We start from the raw sequence: 19,797 nt of genomic DNA on the forward strand, positions 1-19,797 counted from the left end.
CCGTGTTACGACTCTCCGGTAAAACCCCGCTGTTTGAAATCGTCTGGACGAAGCGTTGCCAGAAAATCGCGGAAAGCTTTGCGTTCAGCCTCATCCGCATCTCGATCGACTGGGATTGACGCATCCGCTACGACTTCTTCCATGACCCAAATTGGACTTTTGGTGCGAAGGGCAATGGAGATAGCATCACTGGGGCGGCAGTCGATTTCTTTGCGGCTTTCTCCCTGGCGAACTTGCAGGATGGCATAAAAGGTATTTTCCTGGAGGGAGTGAATGACAACCCGTTCCAGCACCATATTCCACTCTTCCATCAGATTGGCCATCAGGTCGTGAGTCAGGGGACGAGGCGGAACCTGATTTTCTAACGCGCTGATAATCGCTCTGGCTTGGTCTTGACCAATGAAAATTGGCAACTGGCGACGCTCGGATGCATCTCGAAGTAGAACGATCGGACTTCGAGACACCGCATCCAGCGCAATTCCAGCGACTTTCATCTCAATCATGGTTTAGCCTCTAGAACCCGTTAAGGAAAGGACAACTGAAGTTGAAAAGCAGTCAGTCAGAAACCCTCTGACCTGGGCAACCCGATGGCTACCCTGCCAGATAACTACACCTTATATTTTCACCTGTTGTTGGGTGAGATCGCCAGGAAACTGCAAAGGTTCCTAACAAAACCAGGTTATCCAACATTCCGCATTTGATGTACTTGAATCATCAGTACGACTGACTTCCAGTATGCCCTGATCTTGCCGATAACCTGCAGCTTAAATTCTGAAAGTTTAACGAAGAGATGAGTTACAAATCTAGAATTTTCTTAAACCCAGGTTGACAAAGCCAGAAGAGACAGCCGGATTTGATCCGGCACAACGCGATTTGAGAGGCAGGTCGATCGATTTCACCTCGATGCGTTGCCTCTGCCCGGTACGACTGATAGAGATGACCAGCCCCTGGGGTTCAGTCCAGGGATGGAAAGATGCGATGCGCCAGGGTTATGAGGTTTGCCCAGAACTAAACCGCTTACGCACCCAACCCACAATCCCGCTGATTAATGCCCCGGCCATCAAAATTCCGATCGCGGGGGTAAACACGGGCTCCCAAAGGCGGTACCACAGATCCAGACCCAGAGGAACACCAAACGATCGCCCGATCACCGCGATCGCCAACCAAAAGAAGCTGAATAGCACCAAGAAAATATTTGCGACCAGTGCTAAATTGAGCCATTCCAGAAGTTTATCTTTCATTGAAAAATTAACAACGAGCAGCAATACGCATTCTATTATCTACCAGGGCAATTTTAATACCCCAAAAAATATGGCTGAACCTAACGATAGGACAGCCACAAGGGTAGAAAACAGAAATTTATTAGAGTTCACAGGAACCTGCTAAATTAGCTTTCCATCAACTCCTCAACACGCTCTAAATTGTCTGGATCTACATAGTGGCAAGTCGCTTCATCAACACAGATCAAAGCCCATCCGGACTGATCGATTCCCATGAATTTGTACAAACCTTGTTCAATGAAAAAGCCTTTATGATTGCGAGTCTCTTGTTTGACTTCAACGTTGTTATTACTCAACATAGTTCCCGACTCCTTGAATCTTAAAAAAAGAAATTAAGATCAGCTATAGGAACAGCTAATCATCAACTTCACTAAAGCTTATCATTAGAATTCCGGATTTTTTATTAAAAATCTTAACCAACGATTACAGCATATGTATCGGCATCAGCATTTATTTTCTAGAGAAAAACAATTCCAGGAACGGCTCTGGGTGGGACTTTGCCGCCTTTGCCCCCTTAACCCATGAAAATCGCCCACCTTGTTGTGTGAAGTTTAGTAATCCAGTTTTACGCTTCAAATAGCCAGGTTTGCACTCGGCGTAAGCTTTTCCATTCCGGTTTGCGCTTTAAGCCTTCTTCAAAATTCTGCTCGACTTCTTCTTTGAATTCAGGTGCAGCGAACAGAATTTGTCCAGCAATTTCGATGTGTTGACGAACTCCTTTCTGCGCCGTTTCTAGCATGGAAATGGCGAGATTGATTCGGGCCTGGGGATCCTGTGGGTTCAGCTTGACTGCTTTCTGGGCTGCCTTATAAGCCTGAGTTGGCTTATTCTCCAGCAGGTAGAGCCAGGAAAGACAAGTCCAAGCGGAACTGGTTTTTGGCGATCGATCGCAGACTTCTTTGAATACGGGAATCAGTGTGGCGGGAGATTCTCCAGCGTGATATCGCTCAAGTCCTTGGTCGAAGAGGGTTTCAACGGTTTCAGTCATAGCAGTAAGCGTAAAACGCAAATCATTAACGATTCAACAGAATAGCAGACTCGCAAGCAGACGCAAGCTGCGATCGAAGGACAAAAGTTTTCTGAGAAGAGTTTACATTGCGTTACACATTAAAAAAGAACTGAGTGTTAATCTTCCTGCTTCAGGTCATCTCACTCAGTCCTTGGATTTATTGCGTCCTGTCTGGGGCTTAAGCCCATTACTAAGGAAACTGTCATATCCCCCTAGGGCGGGCATCTTGCCTGCACAGCCTGGAAGCTTGAACTACGGTTTCTACCATTATTCTGGGAGAACCGATCGTTGTTAAAAAAGCTGCTTGTTCCAGCCAATTCTATTTAAGAGAAGGATTTGCCGCAGCCGCAGGTTTGGGATGCATTGGGATTGGTAAACTGAAATCCACCACCAATCAGAGCATCGCTGTAATCCAAAACTAAGCCATACAGGTACAGCATGGATTTAGGATCGCAAACCACCCTAAACCCTTCGTAGTCATAAACTTCATCCGTTTCCTGAATCTTGCCTGGTTCCTCAAAGTCCATGATGTAGGACATACCAGAACATCCTCCTTGCCGAACGCCCACCCGCAGGCAAAGATCATCTTTCCCCAACTTTTCTTTCATGGCTAATACGTGACGAAGGGCGGCTTCAGTCATCATGATTCCGCGTTGTTGGGACTGAGTGGATTGTGTCATTGTAATGTACGAGGCTCCCTCAAAATGTCCGCCAGTGTAGTGAAGATATACCATGATAGTAGCGGATTGACTCAACCTGCTGCAAAAGTAACGATAGAAGACTTTCGGGAAAAGATATAGAGTGGAGCGCGGAGAAGGAAGAGAAGCCTGGATTGGGTCTGTGCCCTTATTAGCATCGCTAAAATATTTGCATTGGAATCGATCGAGTTAAGTTCTGTCAGAAGTCTCAGAACTTTACCTCCGTAACATTTTATCTTTAACTGCAAGCACCTCGCTTTGCGGGAGTCTGCCACAGACTCGTTCACCTAACATTGGTCATCTGTATGAGTGCTTTGAACCGTTCTACCTGCCGTCGGCTGCAAAAACTTCGTCAAGCTCCTAGCGTCTGGGAGGGCGATCGTCGAGTTCTTTCGTCAGACTTTGCCATCCGAGGGGAAGCCGGTGAACGAATACAGGGGGAATGTGTTTTGTGGGTGGACGGGACTGAAGGCCTGGTGCGCGCGATGGATGTCGTACCCCCAGATGCCGGACATGAAGCAGTGGTTCGGACGCTCCTTCAGGCGATGGAGCATCCCCACAGCCCCGCTCCGCCTGCTCGTCCCCAAAAAATTGTGGTGTGCGATCGAGAGATTCAGTTTTTCCTGCGCGGTGTTTTACAGGATTTAGACATCGTGGTGGATTATGTGCCGGAACTGCCCTTGATTGATGAAATTTTTCAGGGACTTCAGGGCATTGCCCGGACGCATCCACCCCAACTGCCCCCAGAGTTGGTCGAACCCGTGTTAAAAGCAGCGCAATCTATCTGGGATGATGCTCCCTGGGAATTGTTAGATGAAGAAAAGGTGATCGCAGTTGAGCTGAACTATGGCGATGTCAAAACCCTCTATGTTTCTGTGTTGGGGATGTTGGGGATGGAGTTTGGGCTGCTGATGTATCGCTCCCTGGACTCACTTAAAACCTTCCGGCAGCGCGTGTTGGAAGCTGGAGAGTCTTCTGAGGAACTGGAAGGGGCTTTTTTAGATCAGGACTGTCTATACATCACCTTTGATCAAAATGATGCGGATTCTCCCCTGTCTGAACCGGAGATGGGTTCTCTGCTGGCAGAATTTGTTGAACATAACGGAGTGTATCCCACCTTTGGGAATTTGCATCCCCTGGAGGGAATGCGCCCGGTTCTTTACGATGAAGAAGCGGAAACGGTTTTGTTGGCCTTAACTGCGCTCCATCGCTTTTTTAACAGCCATCTAGAACGGCTCACGGTGGAAGGTTTCCCTAAAATTACTGGCCGCTATCGCATCGCCCATCCTAAAGAAGCAGGACAAAAGTTGACGATTAAAGTGTCTAGCTTGCCCGATATCGCAGAAGAGCTAGCAGAAATGTCGGCTGAGGCAGGGTTCTCTGATGAAATGCCAGGGTTAACGATGCCTGTATTGCGGAATGATTTGATCCCAGAGGATGCATTTTACAGCCTGGGGGCCATGCCCTGGGAAGTTTTTAATCTACTGCGATCGACGGTGAAGTTGCATCAGGAAGCCAAGACCGATTTTCCCCAAACCGCCGATGGCTTTCCGGTCATCTTGATTCAAACATCTCGCCCTAAGGCAACTCGGTTGATTGAGGAAATTCAAGCGGCTGGGGGGTTGAGGGCAATTTGCTTTAATCCAGGGGAAGATCCCTTCAGTGACGAACGCTATGATTTGGGCGTACTGCAAACTGAGAACGATGAACTGCATTTGTTTGGTGAGTTTGTCGAAGATGATCCTGTCCACATTCAAGCCCGCAAAAAGTGGGATCAACGCTGCAAGAAGACGAAGGGGAACTGTGGATTAGTGGTTGCTAAGGGATTCAAAGGAGCTTCTCGAGGGAATCCCTCCCTGAATGACATGCTGGCCTTATTTGAGGTGCGATCGATTTCATCGAACGAACTGGGTTTGGGTTCGCTGCAACTGATGCCCTTTTTGGATTGATTCAGTTCTGCCCCATTTTCTGGCTCGTTGCCACCCTTCGGCTAGGGACAGGGCATCCCCTGTCCTTCCATTTAAGGATTAACGCATCTTGTTGAAACTGGGAGCTGGGAGCCAGCCGGGTTCAGCATAAATTTTTTGCTCCGTTGTTAGAACTTTGGGAAAAGTGTCAAGACTAGGTAGGGAGACACTGTTTTTCGTGTCAGAGGATTGAGGGGACTGGTTGAGTCAACCGACTGAACTCATGATTCTGACCAGCATCTGAGTCATCGGATCTTCAGATTTATAGTGCTACGCATTTGGATTAGGACGGGGTACAGGGGTTCCACTCCTGCGTGAGTCCACCGTACCCCCCTGTCTTAACGTAATTCGGTAAGGCTATACATCAGAAATCCAAATCAGATTGATACCAGATCGACAGTCTCCGCACTTTGAATCGTCCATGGAGAATGTTGACATGAACAGCCCGATTGCCTCAGGCAGGTCGCAGACCATCGCCGAACTTGACACCATTAGCCGTCAATTCATGAGCTTTGAACGCCCCAGAAAACCGAAAATGCTGGTTGTGGACGATGAGCCAGACAATTTAGATTTGCTGTACCGCACCTTTCGCCGGGACTTCAATGTGTTGCGGGCAGAAAGTGGGGTGGTTGCTTTAGAAATCCTAGCGGCAGAGGGGGAGGTGGCGGTAATCATCTCGGATCAGCGCATGCCTGAAATGAAGGGAACGGAATTCCTCAGCAAGACGGTTCCCCAGTTTCCAGATACGATGCGGATTATCCTAACGGGCTTCACCGATGTTGAAGATTTAGTTGAAGCCATTAATTCCGGACAGGTCTACAAGTACATCACCAAACCCTGGGATCCCAATGAGCTAAAGGCTGTAGTGCAGCGGGCTGTGGAAACCTACGATTTGCTGAAGCAGCGCACTGAAGAATTGCGCCGGGCCCAGGCCCAAACAGCTTTACTGGAAGCGATCGTGCAGGCAAGTTGTGAGGTGGTCAGCTTAGATTCTCGCCTCCAGGCGATCGCCACCATTTGTGGACAAACTTTTGCTGCGGATGGCTGTATTTTGCAGCTTGTCGAAGATGGTCAAATGCTGGGACAGCAGAGCGTGTATAGTGCCAACGGCGAACTCAAGAACTGGCTGGCTCAAGATCCTCTGACGCAAAATGCCATCTCTACTCAGAAAATGCAGGTCGCAGTCAATGTCCCTTCGGATGCAGCACTAGCCAATATTCAACATTATGCAGAACACGGAATTCAAGCACATTTGATTGTACCTGTTACGTTTCAGCAGGCTGTACTGGCAGTTTTATCACTCCAGTGGAAAAAGCCTTATGTCTTATCAGAAGATGAACTGAATGTGATTCATATTTCTTCACGGCAGGTGGGAATGTCGCTGACTTGTGTGGGGCGTTAGGCGTTGGAGGTGAGGGATGGGTAGATGGGGACTGCGGGATGTAGGATCAGCTTGTAGCGTTCTACTGACTCGATTACGGTTGTGAATGTATCCTCGCCGCAAGCCCAAGAAATTCAGGCCATCTTTAACCGGATTGCGCCTGCGTATGATGAATTAAACGATCGCCTCAGTCTGGGGTTTCATCGGGTCTGGAAGCAGATGACCGTGAAGTGGTGCAATCCTAAGGTAGGAGATGTGTGCCTGGATGTGTGCTGTGGCAGTGGTGACCTGGCCAGGCTTCTGGGGCAACAGGTTGGCAGTACGGGCAAAGTTTATGGTGTTGATTTTTCAGCAGCCCAATTACAGATTGCTGAGCAGCGAACCCAGCACGGATTCTCCCCCTTGCCGATTGTCTGGATGGAAGGCGATGCCCTGCACCTGCCCTTTGCGGAGAATTTTTTTGATGCCGCAACGATGGGGTATGGGTTACGGAATGTGACTGATATTTCAGGCAGTCTTCAGGAACTTCATCGCGTGCTTAAACCCCAGGCGACGGTTGCCATTCTGGACTTTCATCGTCCCTCTAACCCTCAACTTCGCACCTTCCAGCAATGGTATTTAGACACGATCGTGGTTCCTGCTGCGGCACAGATGGGGCTACGAGAGGAATATGCCTACATCAATCCCAGCCTCGATCGCTTTCCGACGGGCCCAGAACAGGTTGCCTTAGCTCAACAAGCCGGATTTTCAAGCGTGCATCACTACCCAATTGCAGGTGGCATGATGGGTGTTTTAGTTGCCACAAAATAAGGTGTGGAGTCGTCCAATGGATTGACTCCGCCTGCCAAAATTGAAGTACGTCACAATAGAAGCAGATCCCTATTCCCTACGGACAAACGCCATTCGCCCATACCTTACCCGCTGTCTCAGTTCTCGACTCCCTTGGATTTCTATACCCTCTGGCTTTTGATCGCTCCCCCCCTCGTTGGCGGTGTTATTGGTTACTTCACCAATGATCTCGCCATCAAAATGCTGTTTCGCCCCTACCGACCGCTTTACATCGGTGGACGCAAGCTACCCTTCACCCCAGGCTTAATTCCCAGCAATCAGGAGCGATTAGCTAAACGGATTTCCGACACCATTATGGGGTCTTTGCTGACTCCAGAGGAACTGCAAAACCTGGCGCGGAAACTATTGCAAATCGATCGAACCCAGGCAGCAATTCGCTGGTTATTAAAGCTCGCTCTGGAGCAAGTCCAGGGGGTAAACCAGGCAAAGGCAGCGACGGTCGTGGCTAATATTCTGCGGGATTTGGTGGGGCAGTCCTTACCTCGATTGATCAAGGCCCTAGCGCGACAAGAGGATTTTTTAGAAGCCCAACTGAATCAAATCTTTGACCAGGTTCTCTTAGAGCTGCGATTGACCGATAAACAAGCCGAGCAACTCTCCCTCTGGATTTTGGAGGTTGTGGTTCCGCCCGATGTGATTCGGCAGGCGATCGTTGATTTTTTGACCGATCGCAATATTCGCATTATTGATGAGGGATTTCGGGAGCGGACGAGCGGCACCTACTGGGTAGTGGCCAATTTATTTGGATTAAGAAATACGTTGACCCGTCTACGCACCTACTGCCTGGATGAAAAAGAGTCCAGCAATGCTCGAATCGCTGAATTAATCAATGAGTTGGGAATTCACGATCGACTACAAGAGCTCCTGCAAAATTTATCTTTGCAAAATCTGCCCATGTCTACTGTGCGGCAACTGCGCAAAACGATGCGTGACAGCGTGCGGAGCTATCTGCAAGAGCGGGGAATTGATGTGCTGCAAGGATTAAGTGATTCGATCGACTGGGATAATGTTGCCAAATTACTGCTGAGGCGATTGAGTAATTCTGAGGTGGTGACAGGCTCGTTGGAGCCAGTGAGTCAGGAGCTGGCGCTGGTTTTAGAACGTTACCTGGAGCGGGATTTAGAGAATTTGGTGGCTCAAGTCATTCCGATTCTTAATATTGATCAGGTGATTATCGATCGGGTGCGGGCCACATCACCACGAGAATTGGAGTTGGCCATTCAGGGAATTGTCAAAAACGAGTTGCAGGCGATCGTCAACCTGGGGGGGGTGTTGGGATTTACGATCGGACTCTTGCAGGCGGTGATTCTATTCTTTCGTTAGGGCGCACCTAGCCCCGGTGGTAAACCGATTGACGGCACCAGGGTCTATCGTTCGACTGTTCGAGTATTAATTTACTTAACAAAAGTTCGATCGTTTAAAAACCTTGCTAAAGTTTAGGGGTTCAATCAGCCTTGATCTGCGCTACTGCTAGATGTGGCGTTTGTTAGGGATATTCTGATGAATATGTTCTACCGATGGAGTATGCTCTTTCCATCACTGATTCCTGCCATCGTTACCCCTTTCCGTTTGCTATGTCTTACGTCAGCGATCGTCCCACCCCCTCTACTCCTGCCGCTGCATCCGATCAACCCGTCGATCGTTCAACCGGTTCGATCAGCCCTTTAACTCACTCCATCGAAACCAGTGCAGATGCCCTGATCGACGATGTGTTTGCCGACATTGAGCGCATGATCGAACGTGGGGTAGCCCTGTTCGCACCTGAGGCTGACGACGATGCAGACTTCTTTGAGCGGCTAGATCTGGCTCACTTTAATGATGAACCGGACGAAACCGACTCCATTTTCTCTCCAGAGGATCTTGAACCCAGCCCATCCGAGTCCCTGGCGGTATTACCTAAAGTGTCTCCCCGGGAACTGACGATGGGCGAGGCAGAGGTGGATGCAGATGTCCTGCTGGATTTAGCCAAAGAAAGTCAGGTTCCTGCCGAAAAACGTCAGTCCGTTGATGGGCTCCTGGCCAGTTTGATTGCGGCGACGCTGTTGATTACTGGCGGTATCTGGCTTTACCTCCGTCAGCAAACCCCTCAAGTCAGTGCTCCGATCGCAGAAGAACCGAGTCCTGCTGAAGTTTTAGCAGCCCAACGGGATGCCGATTTTCTGGATTATGTACGGCGATCGGTGGAACGAATCGAGCGATCGAAAAAACAGGCGGATGCCCTTGCTGGCGGCAGTCCTCAGACCAGTCCAACAGTTCTAGAAAGAATCTACATTCCCTTTAATCAGCCTCCCTCGGTTGCGGAATCACCGGGGACTTCGCTGCCGATTCCCAGTCCTGCCCCTGCTCCCGTCATCCCGTCTACTCCACCTTCGATTACAGCTCAACCGCCTGCTCCTGTGCCTACCCCTGTACCTGCCCCATCGGTTGCAGTCATTCCCAACATTGCCCCCTCTCCGTCCCATGTGCTGATTGGTCTGCTGGAACTGGGGGATCGATCGGCGGCACTGTTTGAGATTGAAGGCACACCGCACCGGATTCAGGTGGGTGAACGGATTGGCTCCAGTGGGTGGGCCCTCGTTTCCATTTCCAACCAGGAAGCGATTATTCGCCGGAATGGGGAAGTGCGATCGATTTATATTGGGCAGCAGTTTTAACCCTCCACATTCCCACATCTCCGCTCTTCGTGTAAGCTATTGCAAGGCTCAATAATCGCGTGGCGGGAGTGATTGGGACTGTGAAATTCTGTAAGGTTGCAGACATTACAGATTGGCAAGATCAGGAGTTTCAGTCAATCTCTTCTTTGTTGGGATTAGATGACTTTAAAGATCGCAACGTCTGGGAGCAAATTCAGGTCTATCGAGGATTGCTGCACCTGGATCTGCTGCAGGAGGATGTGCGGGCGATCGGATTGGGGGCGGGTCAGGAACGGTTGATTTATGCCTTTGCCAATCGATGCGGTGAGGTCATTGCTACCGATACGTACAACTCACAAAATCGGCAAGCGGGATCACCAACAGTGGATGAGGTCTATGAGAAAAATCCTTTTCCCTATCGCCGCGATCGACTCCTGGTACGAAATATGGATCTGTCAGCAATTGACTATCCTGATAACAGTTTCGACATGGTTTGGAGCTGTCGCCTTGAACACACGCTGACTTTCGAGGATTTACATCGGGTTTATCGAGAAATTCATCGGGTTTTAAAACCAGGGGGAATTGCGGCTTTAACCACTGAATACAATATGACCGATCGCCACAGCTATGAACCCCACATGCTGTTAATCGATCGGCACTGGATTCGACATTGGCTTACTGCAAATAATCCCCTCCTACAGGGATTTGAACTATTAGATTCACCTACTTTAGAACTAGCTGATGTGGAGGGAAATGAACCTCAATCCAGACGGGTTCAGCCCAGAACTTCAATCCCTATCTATAGCCGTGATATTATTCTCAACAGTGTCTCCTTTTTTCTGCGTAAAATAGGAGATTTTTCTCGTTCTTACGATAGTAATTGGTTGCCAGAACCGCTAAAGGTTTACTTACATGCTTGCGATCAGCAACGCAATCAGGATTTTGCTGATTCAGAAATGATTTTTAAGCAGTTGATTGATGCACCTGTGGCGGATGCGCGGCTGAGGGTGGCAGCGTTGCGGCGATTGATGGTGTCATTGCGATCGCAGAAAAAAACGAGTGAGATGATGGAATACGGCAAGCTGGTCATGCCCCTCTGTACAGAGGCAGAAGACACCGATCATCTCCTTCCCCTGGCTAATCAATGTAAGAAGCTGGGGCTATGGGAAGAGGCACATTACCTGTACGAAAAAATCGAGAATCTACCTGGCGCACGGGATGTGCAGATCGTTCGTAGTATCTTGGGGCAGGCAGAGTATTTTGCCCAGCTTAACCAGTTTAAAACTGCACTGACGCTGGCGGACAAAGCAGCACAATTCTTACCTGTTTATCGGTTGACGGATGAAGCATCCAACGTGCATTATCATCGAGGACTATACAACGAAAAGCTGGGACAGCTTAATGTGGCCATGGAGTCTTATCAGTCTGCGATCGAAGCCTCTTCACCCCCTTCTAAACTCCGTGAAACCTGTACTCAACGGTTCAATCTTTGCTACGAAGCACTCCAACAACAGCCCAAACAAAAATCTAAAATTCAACGTTTTAAAGGCTGGGTGAATCGCCTGTGGAATTTTGCCCTGACTCAGAAACGGTAACAAAACGCTTCCCCTAAACGTACACTTTTGCACTTTTTCTATTCGCACGTTCAAACACTATGAGCCAGTTCACAGATCCGTATTGGTCAACCGCAAGGGACTTTGGGCAGAAGCATATTCAACCCGACGATCGCGTTCTTGCGCCTAAACCGTTTAAACATATTCTGCCTAACTGGCATGGTTACAACGCCACTCATAATACTGAAGCGGATCAGTTTCAATGGGTATTTGTTCACAAAGGCAGACTGAATGCCATTGATGCAGATTTTTTGCGGCAAACGGTGAATTTGTTGCCCCCGGTGTTTGCCAACGAAGTATTTGTGATTTTCACCAGCCGACCCAATGTTCCCAAACTCACCGATTCAACCCATCTCCAACCAATTTTGGATCTGGTTGATCCAGTTCGGGTGAATGGAATTGGATCCAACTCAGTTCCCCAACCCGGATTGATGGGACAACTCAAACAACTCACGGTGTCCAAAACGGAAAAAAGGCTCACAGCTCTGCTGTCTGCTGTCCTGGATCGGCTCAACACCCTGGAACGCAGCACCAAGAAACTAGAGCGGCAAGTGAAATCAGCCACGGTTCCGAACCGCAGCAGCCTGGTGATGGCCAACCTGTCTCTGGAAGAATTGCGATCGACCTGTCGTAGTGCTTGCCAAACGGCTTATTTGGGTGAAAATACCATTCTCTGCCGTGTCCTGGCGAACTATCTTCTTTACGGTGATACCAGAGATATTGGCATTGTGCCGCACCTTTGCCTCAACGGTTTCTGGGAACCCTGGGTCACGCTATCCATGATGCGCATCCTCAAACCGGGCTGGCACTGTCTGGATGTGGGAGCCAATCATGGCTATTACTCGGTTCTGATGTCCAGTATGGTGGGTGCTTCGGGACGGGTGATCGCCCTGGAACCGAACCACCGTCTGGCGGATATGGTGCGAAAAACGATGGAGGTGAACGGGTTTAACGATCGCGCCACGGTCAGAACGAACGCAGTTTCCAGTAAAAGTGGGGAAATTGTTAAGTTAACGGTTCCTCCAGGGCATACGGGCCATGCCTCCATCAAACACACGGCCCGACCCACCGATGAAGTGATGGAAGTTGAAACCGTAACGATCGATGAACTTACAGCCGAGTGGCCCCAGGTTAACTTGATCAAAGTCGATGTGGAAGGAGCTGAGGAATTCGTCTGGCAGGGAATGCGGGAAACGGTACGACGCAATAAGGATATTGTGATCGTGCTGGAGTTTGGAGCCAATCGCTATCCTAATTCCAGGGCATTTCTGGAAGAGATCGTCGCAGAAGGCTTTATCCTCCGCTACATCGACTATGACACCCATCCCAAAGAGATCTCGATCGATGAATGTTTATCCGATCGACCCCATAGTTTCTGGGATTTGTATTTGAGTCGGAGTTAGCGGCTGGCAAACTGGCACTGAAAATCCTGGGGGGTGGGCATCTTGCCCACCCAGGAACGCAGTCAAATCATTGCTCAATTGCTCTTCTTTCGTCGCTTTGCCCGTTTACTTTTGCGCCTTTTATAACCCGATACCAACCAATCCGCCGTGTAGTGACTGAACGCTCCCAATTCCAGTCCTGCAAATAGGGCCAACATTTCTAAATGATAACGGTAGAACTGCCGCAGCCAAAATTGTCCCAACTGGCTCCAGCTCCAGCCGATTTGAGTGAGTTCATTCACTGTGGCAACGCCAATCAAGCTCACCAGTCCTAACCAGAGTATTAGATACAGAACTCGAACCGTCGTTCCCATAATGGGACCGTGGAACCAAGACGATCGATGCCGCATACTATGACGGTAGGGAAGCCAGATCCAGCGAAAAATGCCCCATCGCTTGTAGTGAATCGAATGAGTATCCAGGTCTGGGCCCATCATCAACCCGCCAAACAGGAAGCCGCCACAGATCATCAGCGTCAGGGTGCTGCGTTGTACCATTACCTGAACCAGCCCAGCAACCAGGGGCAACGTCCATAGGGTAATGCGATCGTGAGTCCGACCAGAGGGCATAAGACGATCGACCAGCGAGAGATTGTAAAAAGGCAAACAACGATTTCTTTGTGCATCGTAGCAAAATGCTGGCCCGATCAGGAAAACAAAAAAATGTGCTTTGAAATCCCAATCTGCGAGAATTTCAAAACACAATGAATCTGCAACACAATCACACTGATGATGAGCCTGGTTTATCCCAACTAAACGAATTCAAACCGGGTGATTTCAATTCGCTAGAGCAGGCTACTTCTCAGGTTGACTAAAGTTGATGATAGGCTTCTGGGAAGATGGAAAACTTTGGGGAGAGGAAGACACTGCCTTGGGTCGTTTTGCGCCTCTTTGGTAAGGAATTTTGTACTTCATAAGACTGAATTTGTTTTAGCTATCGTCTTCGTTACGTTACTCACGCTGTATGAGCTGCAATATCGATTAAGAGGTAGAGACAAGTCCCTAACCTGGAATAAATACTTAAATCGATTTGCAGGGAATTTAATCCTTATTTTGAACGATCGCTCTCAAATGGATAACTGCCTTTCGATCGATTTTCAGAGGCTCCACCCTTTCCTCCGGAATATTTTCCCCATCGAATAGCGGTTTTGCGGTCGCTATCGTACCTGGCCGCTGAGGCGCAGTTAAAATCAACCCATGCCGTCGCCATGCCACTCTGGAAAGCAGGGAAGAATAGGTTAGGCTAGGTAATAGTTCGTTTTGATACAAGGCAGGATGAATTTACAAGCGATCGGCATTGAGGCAGCAGAATTGGTGAGAACGTTGGATGGAATTCTCATCAGCATTTGTCAACTTCTGGCATTACTCGTGATCTTTATTGGAGTGAGTCGGGGGTTAGTGATCTACCTCAAAAGTCCGTTCGCCAAAACTCCGCTATCGCAAGCCTTTCAGAAAAGTCGGCTGATGATGGGCTACTCATTCTCATTGGCACTGAGCTTTTTAGTGGGCGCAACCATTCTCAAAACGATGGTGTCCAGTCAGTGGGAAGCGATCGCTCGTTTAGCCGTGATTATTGCCGTCCGAACGGTTCTCAACTATCTCTTGCTGCGGGCAATCAATTCTTCGGATGACAGTGCTGGGGCAGCATCTGGCTCAAACACTGCTCCAACTAATGCCCCTCTACAAAACTTAACATCCGATCGAGATGGGCCTCAGTCTGAGCGTGTTCAGGTTCCGACTTAGGAATACAAATTTAATAAGCTGAAATTCTTGTGGGGTGGGCATCCTGCCCGCTCAGTCAAAGAAGCACAACAATCTTAGGAATACAAATTTAATAAGCTGAAATTCTTGTGGGGTGGGTATCCTGCCCGCCCAGTCAAAGAAGCAGAACAATGAACCGGTTATTTAATCCACGATCCCTGGGTAGGGGAGCGGGAGTCGGAAATTTGGGGAAAGGGATGATTGGCAGATGGCAGGCAAGATGCCTGCGCTACGAGTTTTTTACTCCTGACTCCTGACTCCTCATCCCTACCCCATAGACTAAAATAAGAGGGACGCTTGCCAAATCTTGATGCCAAACGTAACCAACGCAACTGCTTCTGACCGAACGATCGCCGGGTTTCATGCGCTTTCGGAACCCCTGAGGCTGAAGATTCTGGATTTATTGCGGACAAATGAACTTTGTGTGTGCGATTTGTGTGAAGCGTTGGATGTGCCGCAGTCGAAGTTATCGTTTCATCTGAAGGTATTGCGGGAAGCGGAACTGGTGCGATCGCGTCAGGAAGGCCGCTGGATTTACTATAGTCTTAACTTGCCTCAGCTCGTTCAGCTAGAGCAGTTTTTGGCAGAATATCGCCGGTTCAGTACCGTCATGCCTGCCCGTGCCTGCTCAGAAAATGGAAAAGCGTAGAGAATAACCCAGGGTTCGGTTAACTCCCTCGAAAGGTCGTAAACTCCAGCATTTCAGGCATTGAGGCTGCAAGTTACGATAGGACTGAAAGCAAAATGATGTGAATGTTGCTCAAAACGCTATTTATCAGGAGGGCGATCGATGGAACAGGTTTACGACACTGACAAACGGAAAATCCTATCGGCACTGAGTCATGGATCGGTCTTTCTCAGTTCGTTGATTTTTCCCGCTCTGGTTCCGATCGCCATTCTGCTGGTTTCCGATGATCCAGTGGTCAAAGAAAATGCGAAGGAATCCCTTAACTTTGACATCAATATCTGGCTGTATGGAATCGTATTTGGGTTTTTGACGATCGTGCTGATTGGTTGGCCCCTGCTGGCCCTTCTGTTTGTCTTCCATTGGGTGATGCCTGCCCTGGCGGTGATGCACTGCCTTCGTACTCCCGGACAAGCTTACCGCTATCCCTTCATCTTCCGGATTTTGTAAAGGCTGAATTGGTGAGCTCAGTTTTGTCAACCCAGAGTCGGCTGAATCTGCCCTGGCTATGAAGTGGCAAAATGAAGCGGATTTGAAGCGACGATAAAGCATCCTGGTGAGTGCTTCTGGATGCTGTAGGAATGAATTAACTGTGAATGACGATAGAATCCCTGTGAAGTAGATCACTGCTTTGCAGGGTATTTTTTTGCTCTTTTTTGTTTTTTTAATCAGGGACAGCAAGCTGCTAGCTCGCTTTGACCTGACCTGATTTATACTTGGCCTGATTTACAGCATCGATCCGATTTCCGTAGCGCAGGCATCTTGTCTGCCAATAAAACGTTCGTGAGGCAAATGCAAAATAGGGATACCCCTTGGGAGGTAGATACTTGAGTTGAATGGCACTGAATTAAGGATCATGGATTAAATAACCTGTAAAGCGTTTTGCATTGCTGACTGGGCGGGCAGGATACCCACCTCACAACAATTCCAGATGATTCAGTTTATATTCCTCAGGCTGGTGGGCAATGCCCGCCCTACGAGAAACCTGTGAGCCAGAGACTCAAGTCCACTGCAAACCCGTTTTCTTTGGATCAAGCAATTTTCTTTGTATCAGGTAAATAGAATGTTGAGTTGGCATCAATGGCGATCGAAGGTTGGTTTCCTGTGCATGGGGCTGATTACGTTTAGCTTCGTATTTCTCCTGCAAACTGCTACTCCCGTTCGATCACAAGTATCCCCCTCTCCCAACGAAATTCGAGGCGTTTGGTTAACCAATGTGGATAGCGATGTCCTGTTTAGCCGGGTTCGGTTGGAACGGGCGATCGAGAATCTGGACAGGCTCAACTTCAACACCCTTTATCCGGTGGTCTGGAATTGGGGGTACACGCTCTATCCCAGCCCAGTTGCGGCGCGAACCTATGGGGTAGCCGTTGATCCCCGCATTCCTGAACTGGCCCTGCGCGATACGATCGCCGATACGATTCGTTTGGGACATCAACACCACATGACAGTGATCCCCTGGCTGGAATTTGGTTTTATGACCACGGCTGAATCCGAAATTGCCGCTACTCACCCCGATTGGATTACCCAGCGTCGAGATGGCAGTAAGATCTGGCAGGAAACGATTTATCAACGGCTGTGGCTCAATCCCTTCCGACCTGAAGTGCAGCAATTTATTCTGGATCTAGTCCTGGAAATTGTTAACAATTACGACATCGACGGGATTCAGTTTGACGATCATTTTGGATTACCCAGCGACTTTGGTTACGATGATTACACGATCCAACTGTACCGTCAGGAACACAACGGTCAGTCTCCTCCCGATCGCTACGACAACGCAGAGTGGGTACGCTGGAGAGCCGATAAAATCACAGAATTTATGGGACGAATTCACCAGGCCGTAAAAGCGCGTAAAAGTCATGCCATTGTTTCTCTCTCCCCCAATCACTACTCCTTTGCCTACAACCACTCCCTGCAAGATTGGAAGCGATGGAACCAGCGGGGCTATATTGATGAATTGATTGTCCAGATTTATCGAGACAGCATGGACTCATTCCGCTCCGAGATGGCTCGTCCAGAGCTATTAGAAGCCCGTCAACGCATTCCTGTGGCGATCGGCATTTTGACGGGACTGAAAGACAAACCCGTGGGCATTCGTCAAGTCTGGGAACAGGCTCAAGCGGCCAGAGCAGAAGGATTTCCAGGCATCTCGTTCTTTTTCTACGAAACGCTGTGGAACTTATCCCAGGAAGCAGAGAGCGATCGACAAGCTGTATTCCAGTCCCTGTTTTCGGCTCCTGCCCTGCGACCGGGTTAGCCTTGATCAGGTAAATTGCCTGCCCTCTGGTTGACTGGGCGGGCAAGATGCCCACTCCACAAGAGTTTAATGGTTTTGTAGGGTTGGTAGCCCACCGACCCTGCTTTTAACGACAGCCCAAACTATCGCGGGTATCGACCCCGGTGACAGGATTCGTGCCCTCTGCCCGTTTGCACAGTTGAGCAATTTCGTAGCGATCGAGAATGGCTCCAGTAAAATCTGCCCCAGTGACGTTGACATCCTGGAAGCTGGTGCGGGTCATGGTGGCATCTTCCAGAATTGCATTACTCAGATCTGAACCAACCCAGAAGACCCGATCGGCTAAGGCTCCAGTCAGGTTCACGCCCTTCAGGTTGGCATTGAGCAAGACTCCTTTAGTCAGAATGGCGTTGGACAGGTCTGAACCCTCCAGGTTGACGTTGCGCATTTCGACGGAGACAAACTCCTTGCCCCGTAGGTTCTGATGGGAAAGATCCTGATTGTTTAAGTTGGCGTTGTTGTAGTTCAGTGCGTTAGTCTGGGCGATCGCCGGAGTCGCTGTTAACATGACCCACAGGCAGGCTAAACCAACCACTAAAGCTACCGTACAGCAGCGCATCAAACTTTTTCTGATCGACATCACGAGTATCTCACCCAACCTAATTCCACTTTAACGAAACCGGCCCTCCAGTCATCCAGCCTGAATTGCTCTGGTAGGGACTGAAGGACAAATCTACAACTATTGAACTACAGATCACTAAATCCGATGCTTATCCAACCAGTCATCCCCCAAACGGATGGTTAAGTCTGAAGTCAGTTCACCCGTTGAAGCAGGCACAATTTGCCCTACTCCCAGCACTGACCCCAGCATCCGCGCACCGCGTAAATCTCCCCGCTGAGCAATGATCTGCGTCTTGACTTCGTGATCTGGCCAATCTTCCACAACATAAACGTTGTAGTATCCCTTGGAGTACAGATAAGCGGCAACCTGCCCTCCCAGGTCTGGATCGTCCGAAGCATTCTGGATGGCAATGCGCAGCTCACTCAAGTCATAGTCGTACTGTTGCTGACTGAGGGTGGCAATGGAACTCAGGTCAAAATACTGGTGCATCACCTGAGCTGTATCTACTGGATCCATCAACCAATAGCTCGCAACGTACTCATCGGGGGTGCTGAACCGACCTGGCAGTAAGACCATCCTGAAGTTATCTTGCTCCAAATTCAGTCCAAAGTTGGCCAGGGCAAACATTTCCTCTGGAGTCAGATTAGTATCCACATACTTCTGGAAGAGCTGGATCACCTGGGGAATGCGGGTGAGCATAGTCGGCTCGCTCAGCTTCTTACGAAGGGCCCGAATTAACTGCTGCTGACGCTGGACTCGGCCAATATCACCGTTTTCATCGTTGCGGAAACGGGCAAATTGTTCAGCCTGATCCCCGTTTAGCACCTGCCAGCCTGGGTATAGATCAATGTAGAGTTCCTGGGTTTGATCCTCATACTCCATCCGTTCAGGGACAAAGACCTCAATCCCACCCATCACATCGACTAAATCTCGAAAGGCCTCGGTACTGACCCGGACGTAGCGATCGATCGTGACACTATTCAAACTCTGGCTCACGACCTGAGCTGCCAGTTCTGAACCGCCAATCATATTGGCATAGTTGACCTTCTCAATTCCTTCTCCCGGAATTTCAACGCGGGTATCTCTGGGGATGGACAGGACACTGAGGGACTCCGCACCTGGATCAATTCGCACTAGCAGCATCGTATCGCTACGACCCGCAAATACATCATCTGGAGAACTGTGTTCGGGTAGATCCAGGGGCAGATCAATCCCCATCACTAAAATGTGGACAGGACGGGTGATCTGGTAGCTGAGTCCCTTTTCCCACAATTCACTGAGGGAGAGGGGAGTATTTCTGGCTGGAGCAATAGCCCTGGGTAGGGGCATCATCAACGTAACGGCTACACCTACTGTGGCAGCAAATAAACCCGTCAAACCTACCGCAGTTCCCTTCAGGAGCCATTTGGCGATGCTACCCTTAGGGCGAGCTGAAGCGGGAGGCTCTGTTTGAGATGAACCGGACATGGTTTCAGTCGTTGCATCGACAAGGGACTTCTTAATGTTGGATTGCGATCGTGGCTCAGACTCGTGTGTCAATCGTCTCACTCCCCACCTTTTTAGTAGCTCTTTCTTAGTAGTTCTTAAAGCCGTCCAGATCATCTCAGCAAATCATCCAAATT

The 19,797-nt window shown here is 49.2% G+C and carries 19 protein-coding genes; 11 read left to right on the plus strand and 8 right to left on the minus strand.

The window, feature by feature from the left end:
- Window positions 1–5: 5 nt before the first annotated feature.
- The 5 genes from ACM1PF_RS02195 to ACM1PF_RS02215 all read right to left on the minus strand — a co-directional run bounded on the left by ACM1PF_RS02195 (window position 6) and on the right by ACM1PF_RS02215 (window position 2,969).
- Window positions 6–503, minus strand: a complete 498-nt coding sequence (locus ACM1PF_RS02195) for a bifunctional nuclease family protein (RefSeq protein ID WP_416671976.1) — start codon at window positions 501–503, stop codon at window positions 6–8.
- 486 nt (window positions 504–989) lie between these two features.
- Window positions 990–1,241, minus strand: coding sequence for a hypothetical protein (locus tag ACM1PF_RS02200; protein WP_416671978.1), 252 nt, complete (start codon window positions 1,239–1,241; stop codon window positions 990–992).
- Window positions 1,242–1,387: 146 nt separating this feature from the next.
- Window positions 1,388–1,579: a hypothetical protein gene (locus tag ACM1PF_RS02205; RefSeq protein WP_416671979.1), complete on the minus strand. Its 192-nt coding sequence runs from the start codon at window positions 1,577–1,579 to the stop codon at window positions 1,388–1,390.
- A 266-nt stretch (window positions 1,580–1,845) separates the two neighbouring features.
- A complete protein-coding gene (locus tag ACM1PF_RS02210) occupies window positions 1,846–2,268 on the minus strand; it encodes a tetratricopeptide repeat protein (protein WP_416671981.1) in 423 nt (140 codons plus the stop codon).
- A gap of 344 nt (window positions 2,269–2,612) precedes the next feature.
- Window positions 2,613–2,969 carry a HesB/IscA family protein gene (locus ACM1PF_RS02215; protein ID WP_416671983.1) on the minus strand — a complete coding sequence of 119 codons (357 nt, stop codon included), beginning with the start codon at window positions 2,967–2,969 and terminating at the stop codon, window positions 2,613–2,615.
- Window positions 2,970–3,292: 323 nt separating this feature from the next.
- Here ACM1PF_RS02215 and ACM1PF_RS02220 point away from each other — a divergent pair, with 323 nt between their 5' ends.
- From ACM1PF_RS02220 to ACM1PF_RS02250, 7 genes are all read left to right on the plus strand, one after another.
- Entirely contained in the window at window positions 3,293–4,936 is a 1,644-nt protein-coding gene (locus ACM1PF_RS02220; protein ID WP_416671985.1) for a DUF6930 domain-containing protein, read from the plus strand.
- A gap of 454 nt (window positions 4,937–5,390) precedes the next feature.
- A complete protein-coding gene (locus ACM1PF_RS02225) occupies window positions 5,391–6,356 on the plus strand; it encodes a response regulator (protein ID WP_416671987.1) in 966 nt (321 codons plus the stop codon).
- Between the two features lie 81 nt (window positions 6,357–6,437).
- Window positions 6,438–7,145 (plus strand): bifunctional demethylmenaquinone methyltransferase/2-methoxy-6-polyprenyl-1,4-benzoquinol methylase UbiE, encoded by a 708-nt coding sequence (gene ubiE, locus ACM1PF_RS02230; protein ID WP_416671988.1) that lies wholly within the window; start codon window positions 6,438–6,440, stop codon window positions 7,143–7,145.
- Window positions 7,146–7,277: 132 nt separating this feature from the next.
- The gene (locus ACM1PF_RS02235) at window positions 7,278–8,507 is read left to right on the plus strand and encodes a DUF445 domain-containing protein (RefSeq protein WP_416671990.1); all 1,230 of its coding nucleotides are present in this window, start codon (window positions 7,278–7,280) and stop codon (window positions 8,505–8,507) included.
- 251 nt (window positions 8,508–8,758) lie between these two features.
- Window positions 8,759–9,838: a hypothetical protein gene (locus ACM1PF_RS02240; protein WP_416671992.1), complete on the plus strand. Its 1,080-nt coding sequence runs from the start codon at window positions 8,759–8,761 to the stop codon at window positions 9,836–9,838.
- An 80-nt stretch (window positions 9,839–9,918) separates the two neighbouring features.
- Window positions 9,919–11,412, plus strand: coding sequence for a methyltransferase domain-containing protein (locus ACM1PF_RS02245; protein WP_416671993.1), 1,494 nt, complete (start codon window positions 9,919–9,921; stop codon window positions 11,410–11,412).
- Window positions 11,413–11,471: 59 nt separating this feature from the next.
- On the plus strand, window positions 11,472–12,833 hold the full coding sequence (locus ACM1PF_RS02250) for an FkbM family methyltransferase (RefSeq protein WP_416671995.1): 1,362 nt from the start codon (window positions 11,472–11,474) through the stop codon (window positions 12,831–12,833).
- A gap of 74 nt (window positions 12,834–12,907) precedes the next feature.
- On the opposite strand, the gene ACM1PF_RS02255 is transcribed toward ACM1PF_RS02250, so the two are convergent.
- Window positions 12,908–13,477, minus strand: coding sequence for a metal-binding protein (locus tag ACM1PF_RS02255; protein ID WP_416671997.1), 570 nt, complete (start codon window positions 13,475–13,477; stop codon window positions 12,908–12,910).
- 669 nt (window positions 13,478–14,146) lie between these two features.
- Here ACM1PF_RS02255 and ACM1PF_RS02260 point away from each other — a divergent pair.
- The 4 genes from ACM1PF_RS02260 (at window position 14,147) to ACM1PF_RS02275 (ending at window position 17,574) form a co-directional block, all read left to right on the plus strand.
- Complete coding sequence (locus tag ACM1PF_RS02260; RefSeq protein ID WP_416671999.1) at window positions 14,147–14,614, plus strand: DUF1622 domain-containing protein; 468 nt, start codon at window positions 14,147–14,149, stop codon at window positions 14,612–14,614.
- Window positions 14,615–14,942: 328 nt separating this feature from the next.
- A complete protein-coding gene (locus ACM1PF_RS02265; RefSeq protein ID WP_416672001.1) occupies window positions 14,943–15,281 on the plus strand; it encodes an ArsR/SmtB family transcription factor in 339 nt (112 codons plus the stop codon).
- Window positions 15,282–15,422: 141 nt separating this feature from the next.
- A complete protein-coding gene (locus ACM1PF_RS02270; RefSeq protein WP_416672003.1) occupies window positions 15,423–15,767 on the plus strand; it encodes a DUF4870 domain-containing protein in 345 nt (114 codons plus the stop codon).
- A 613-nt stretch (window positions 15,768–16,380) separates the two neighbouring features.
- Entirely contained in the window at window positions 16,381–17,574 is a 1,194-nt protein-coding gene (locus ACM1PF_RS02275; RefSeq protein WP_416672004.1) for a glycoside hydrolase family 10 protein, read from the plus strand.
- A gap of 106 nt (window positions 17,575–17,680) precedes the next feature.
- Here the strand turns inward: ACM1PF_RS02275 and ACM1PF_RS02280 are convergent, their stop codons facing one another.
- Both ACM1PF_RS02280 and ACM1PF_RS02285 read right to left on the minus strand, forming a co-directional pair.
- A complete protein-coding gene (locus tag ACM1PF_RS02280; RefSeq protein WP_416672006.1) occupies window positions 17,681–18,193 on the minus strand; it encodes a pentapeptide repeat-containing protein in 513 nt (170 codons plus the stop codon).
- 117 nt (window positions 18,194–18,310) lie between these two features.
- Window positions 18,311–19,642: an LCP family protein gene (locus ACM1PF_RS02285; protein ID WP_416676541.1), complete on the minus strand. Its 1,332-nt coding sequence runs from the start codon at window positions 19,640–19,642 to the stop codon at window positions 18,311–18,313.
- Window positions 19,643–19,797 lie beyond the last annotated feature (155 nt).

Source organism: Egbenema bharatensis FJBBOT/2019 (assembly GCF_048077055.1).
GTDB classification, from domain to species: domain Bacteria; phylum Cyanobacteriota; class Cyanobacteriia; order Elainellales; family Elainellaceae; genus Egbenema; species Egbenema bharatensis.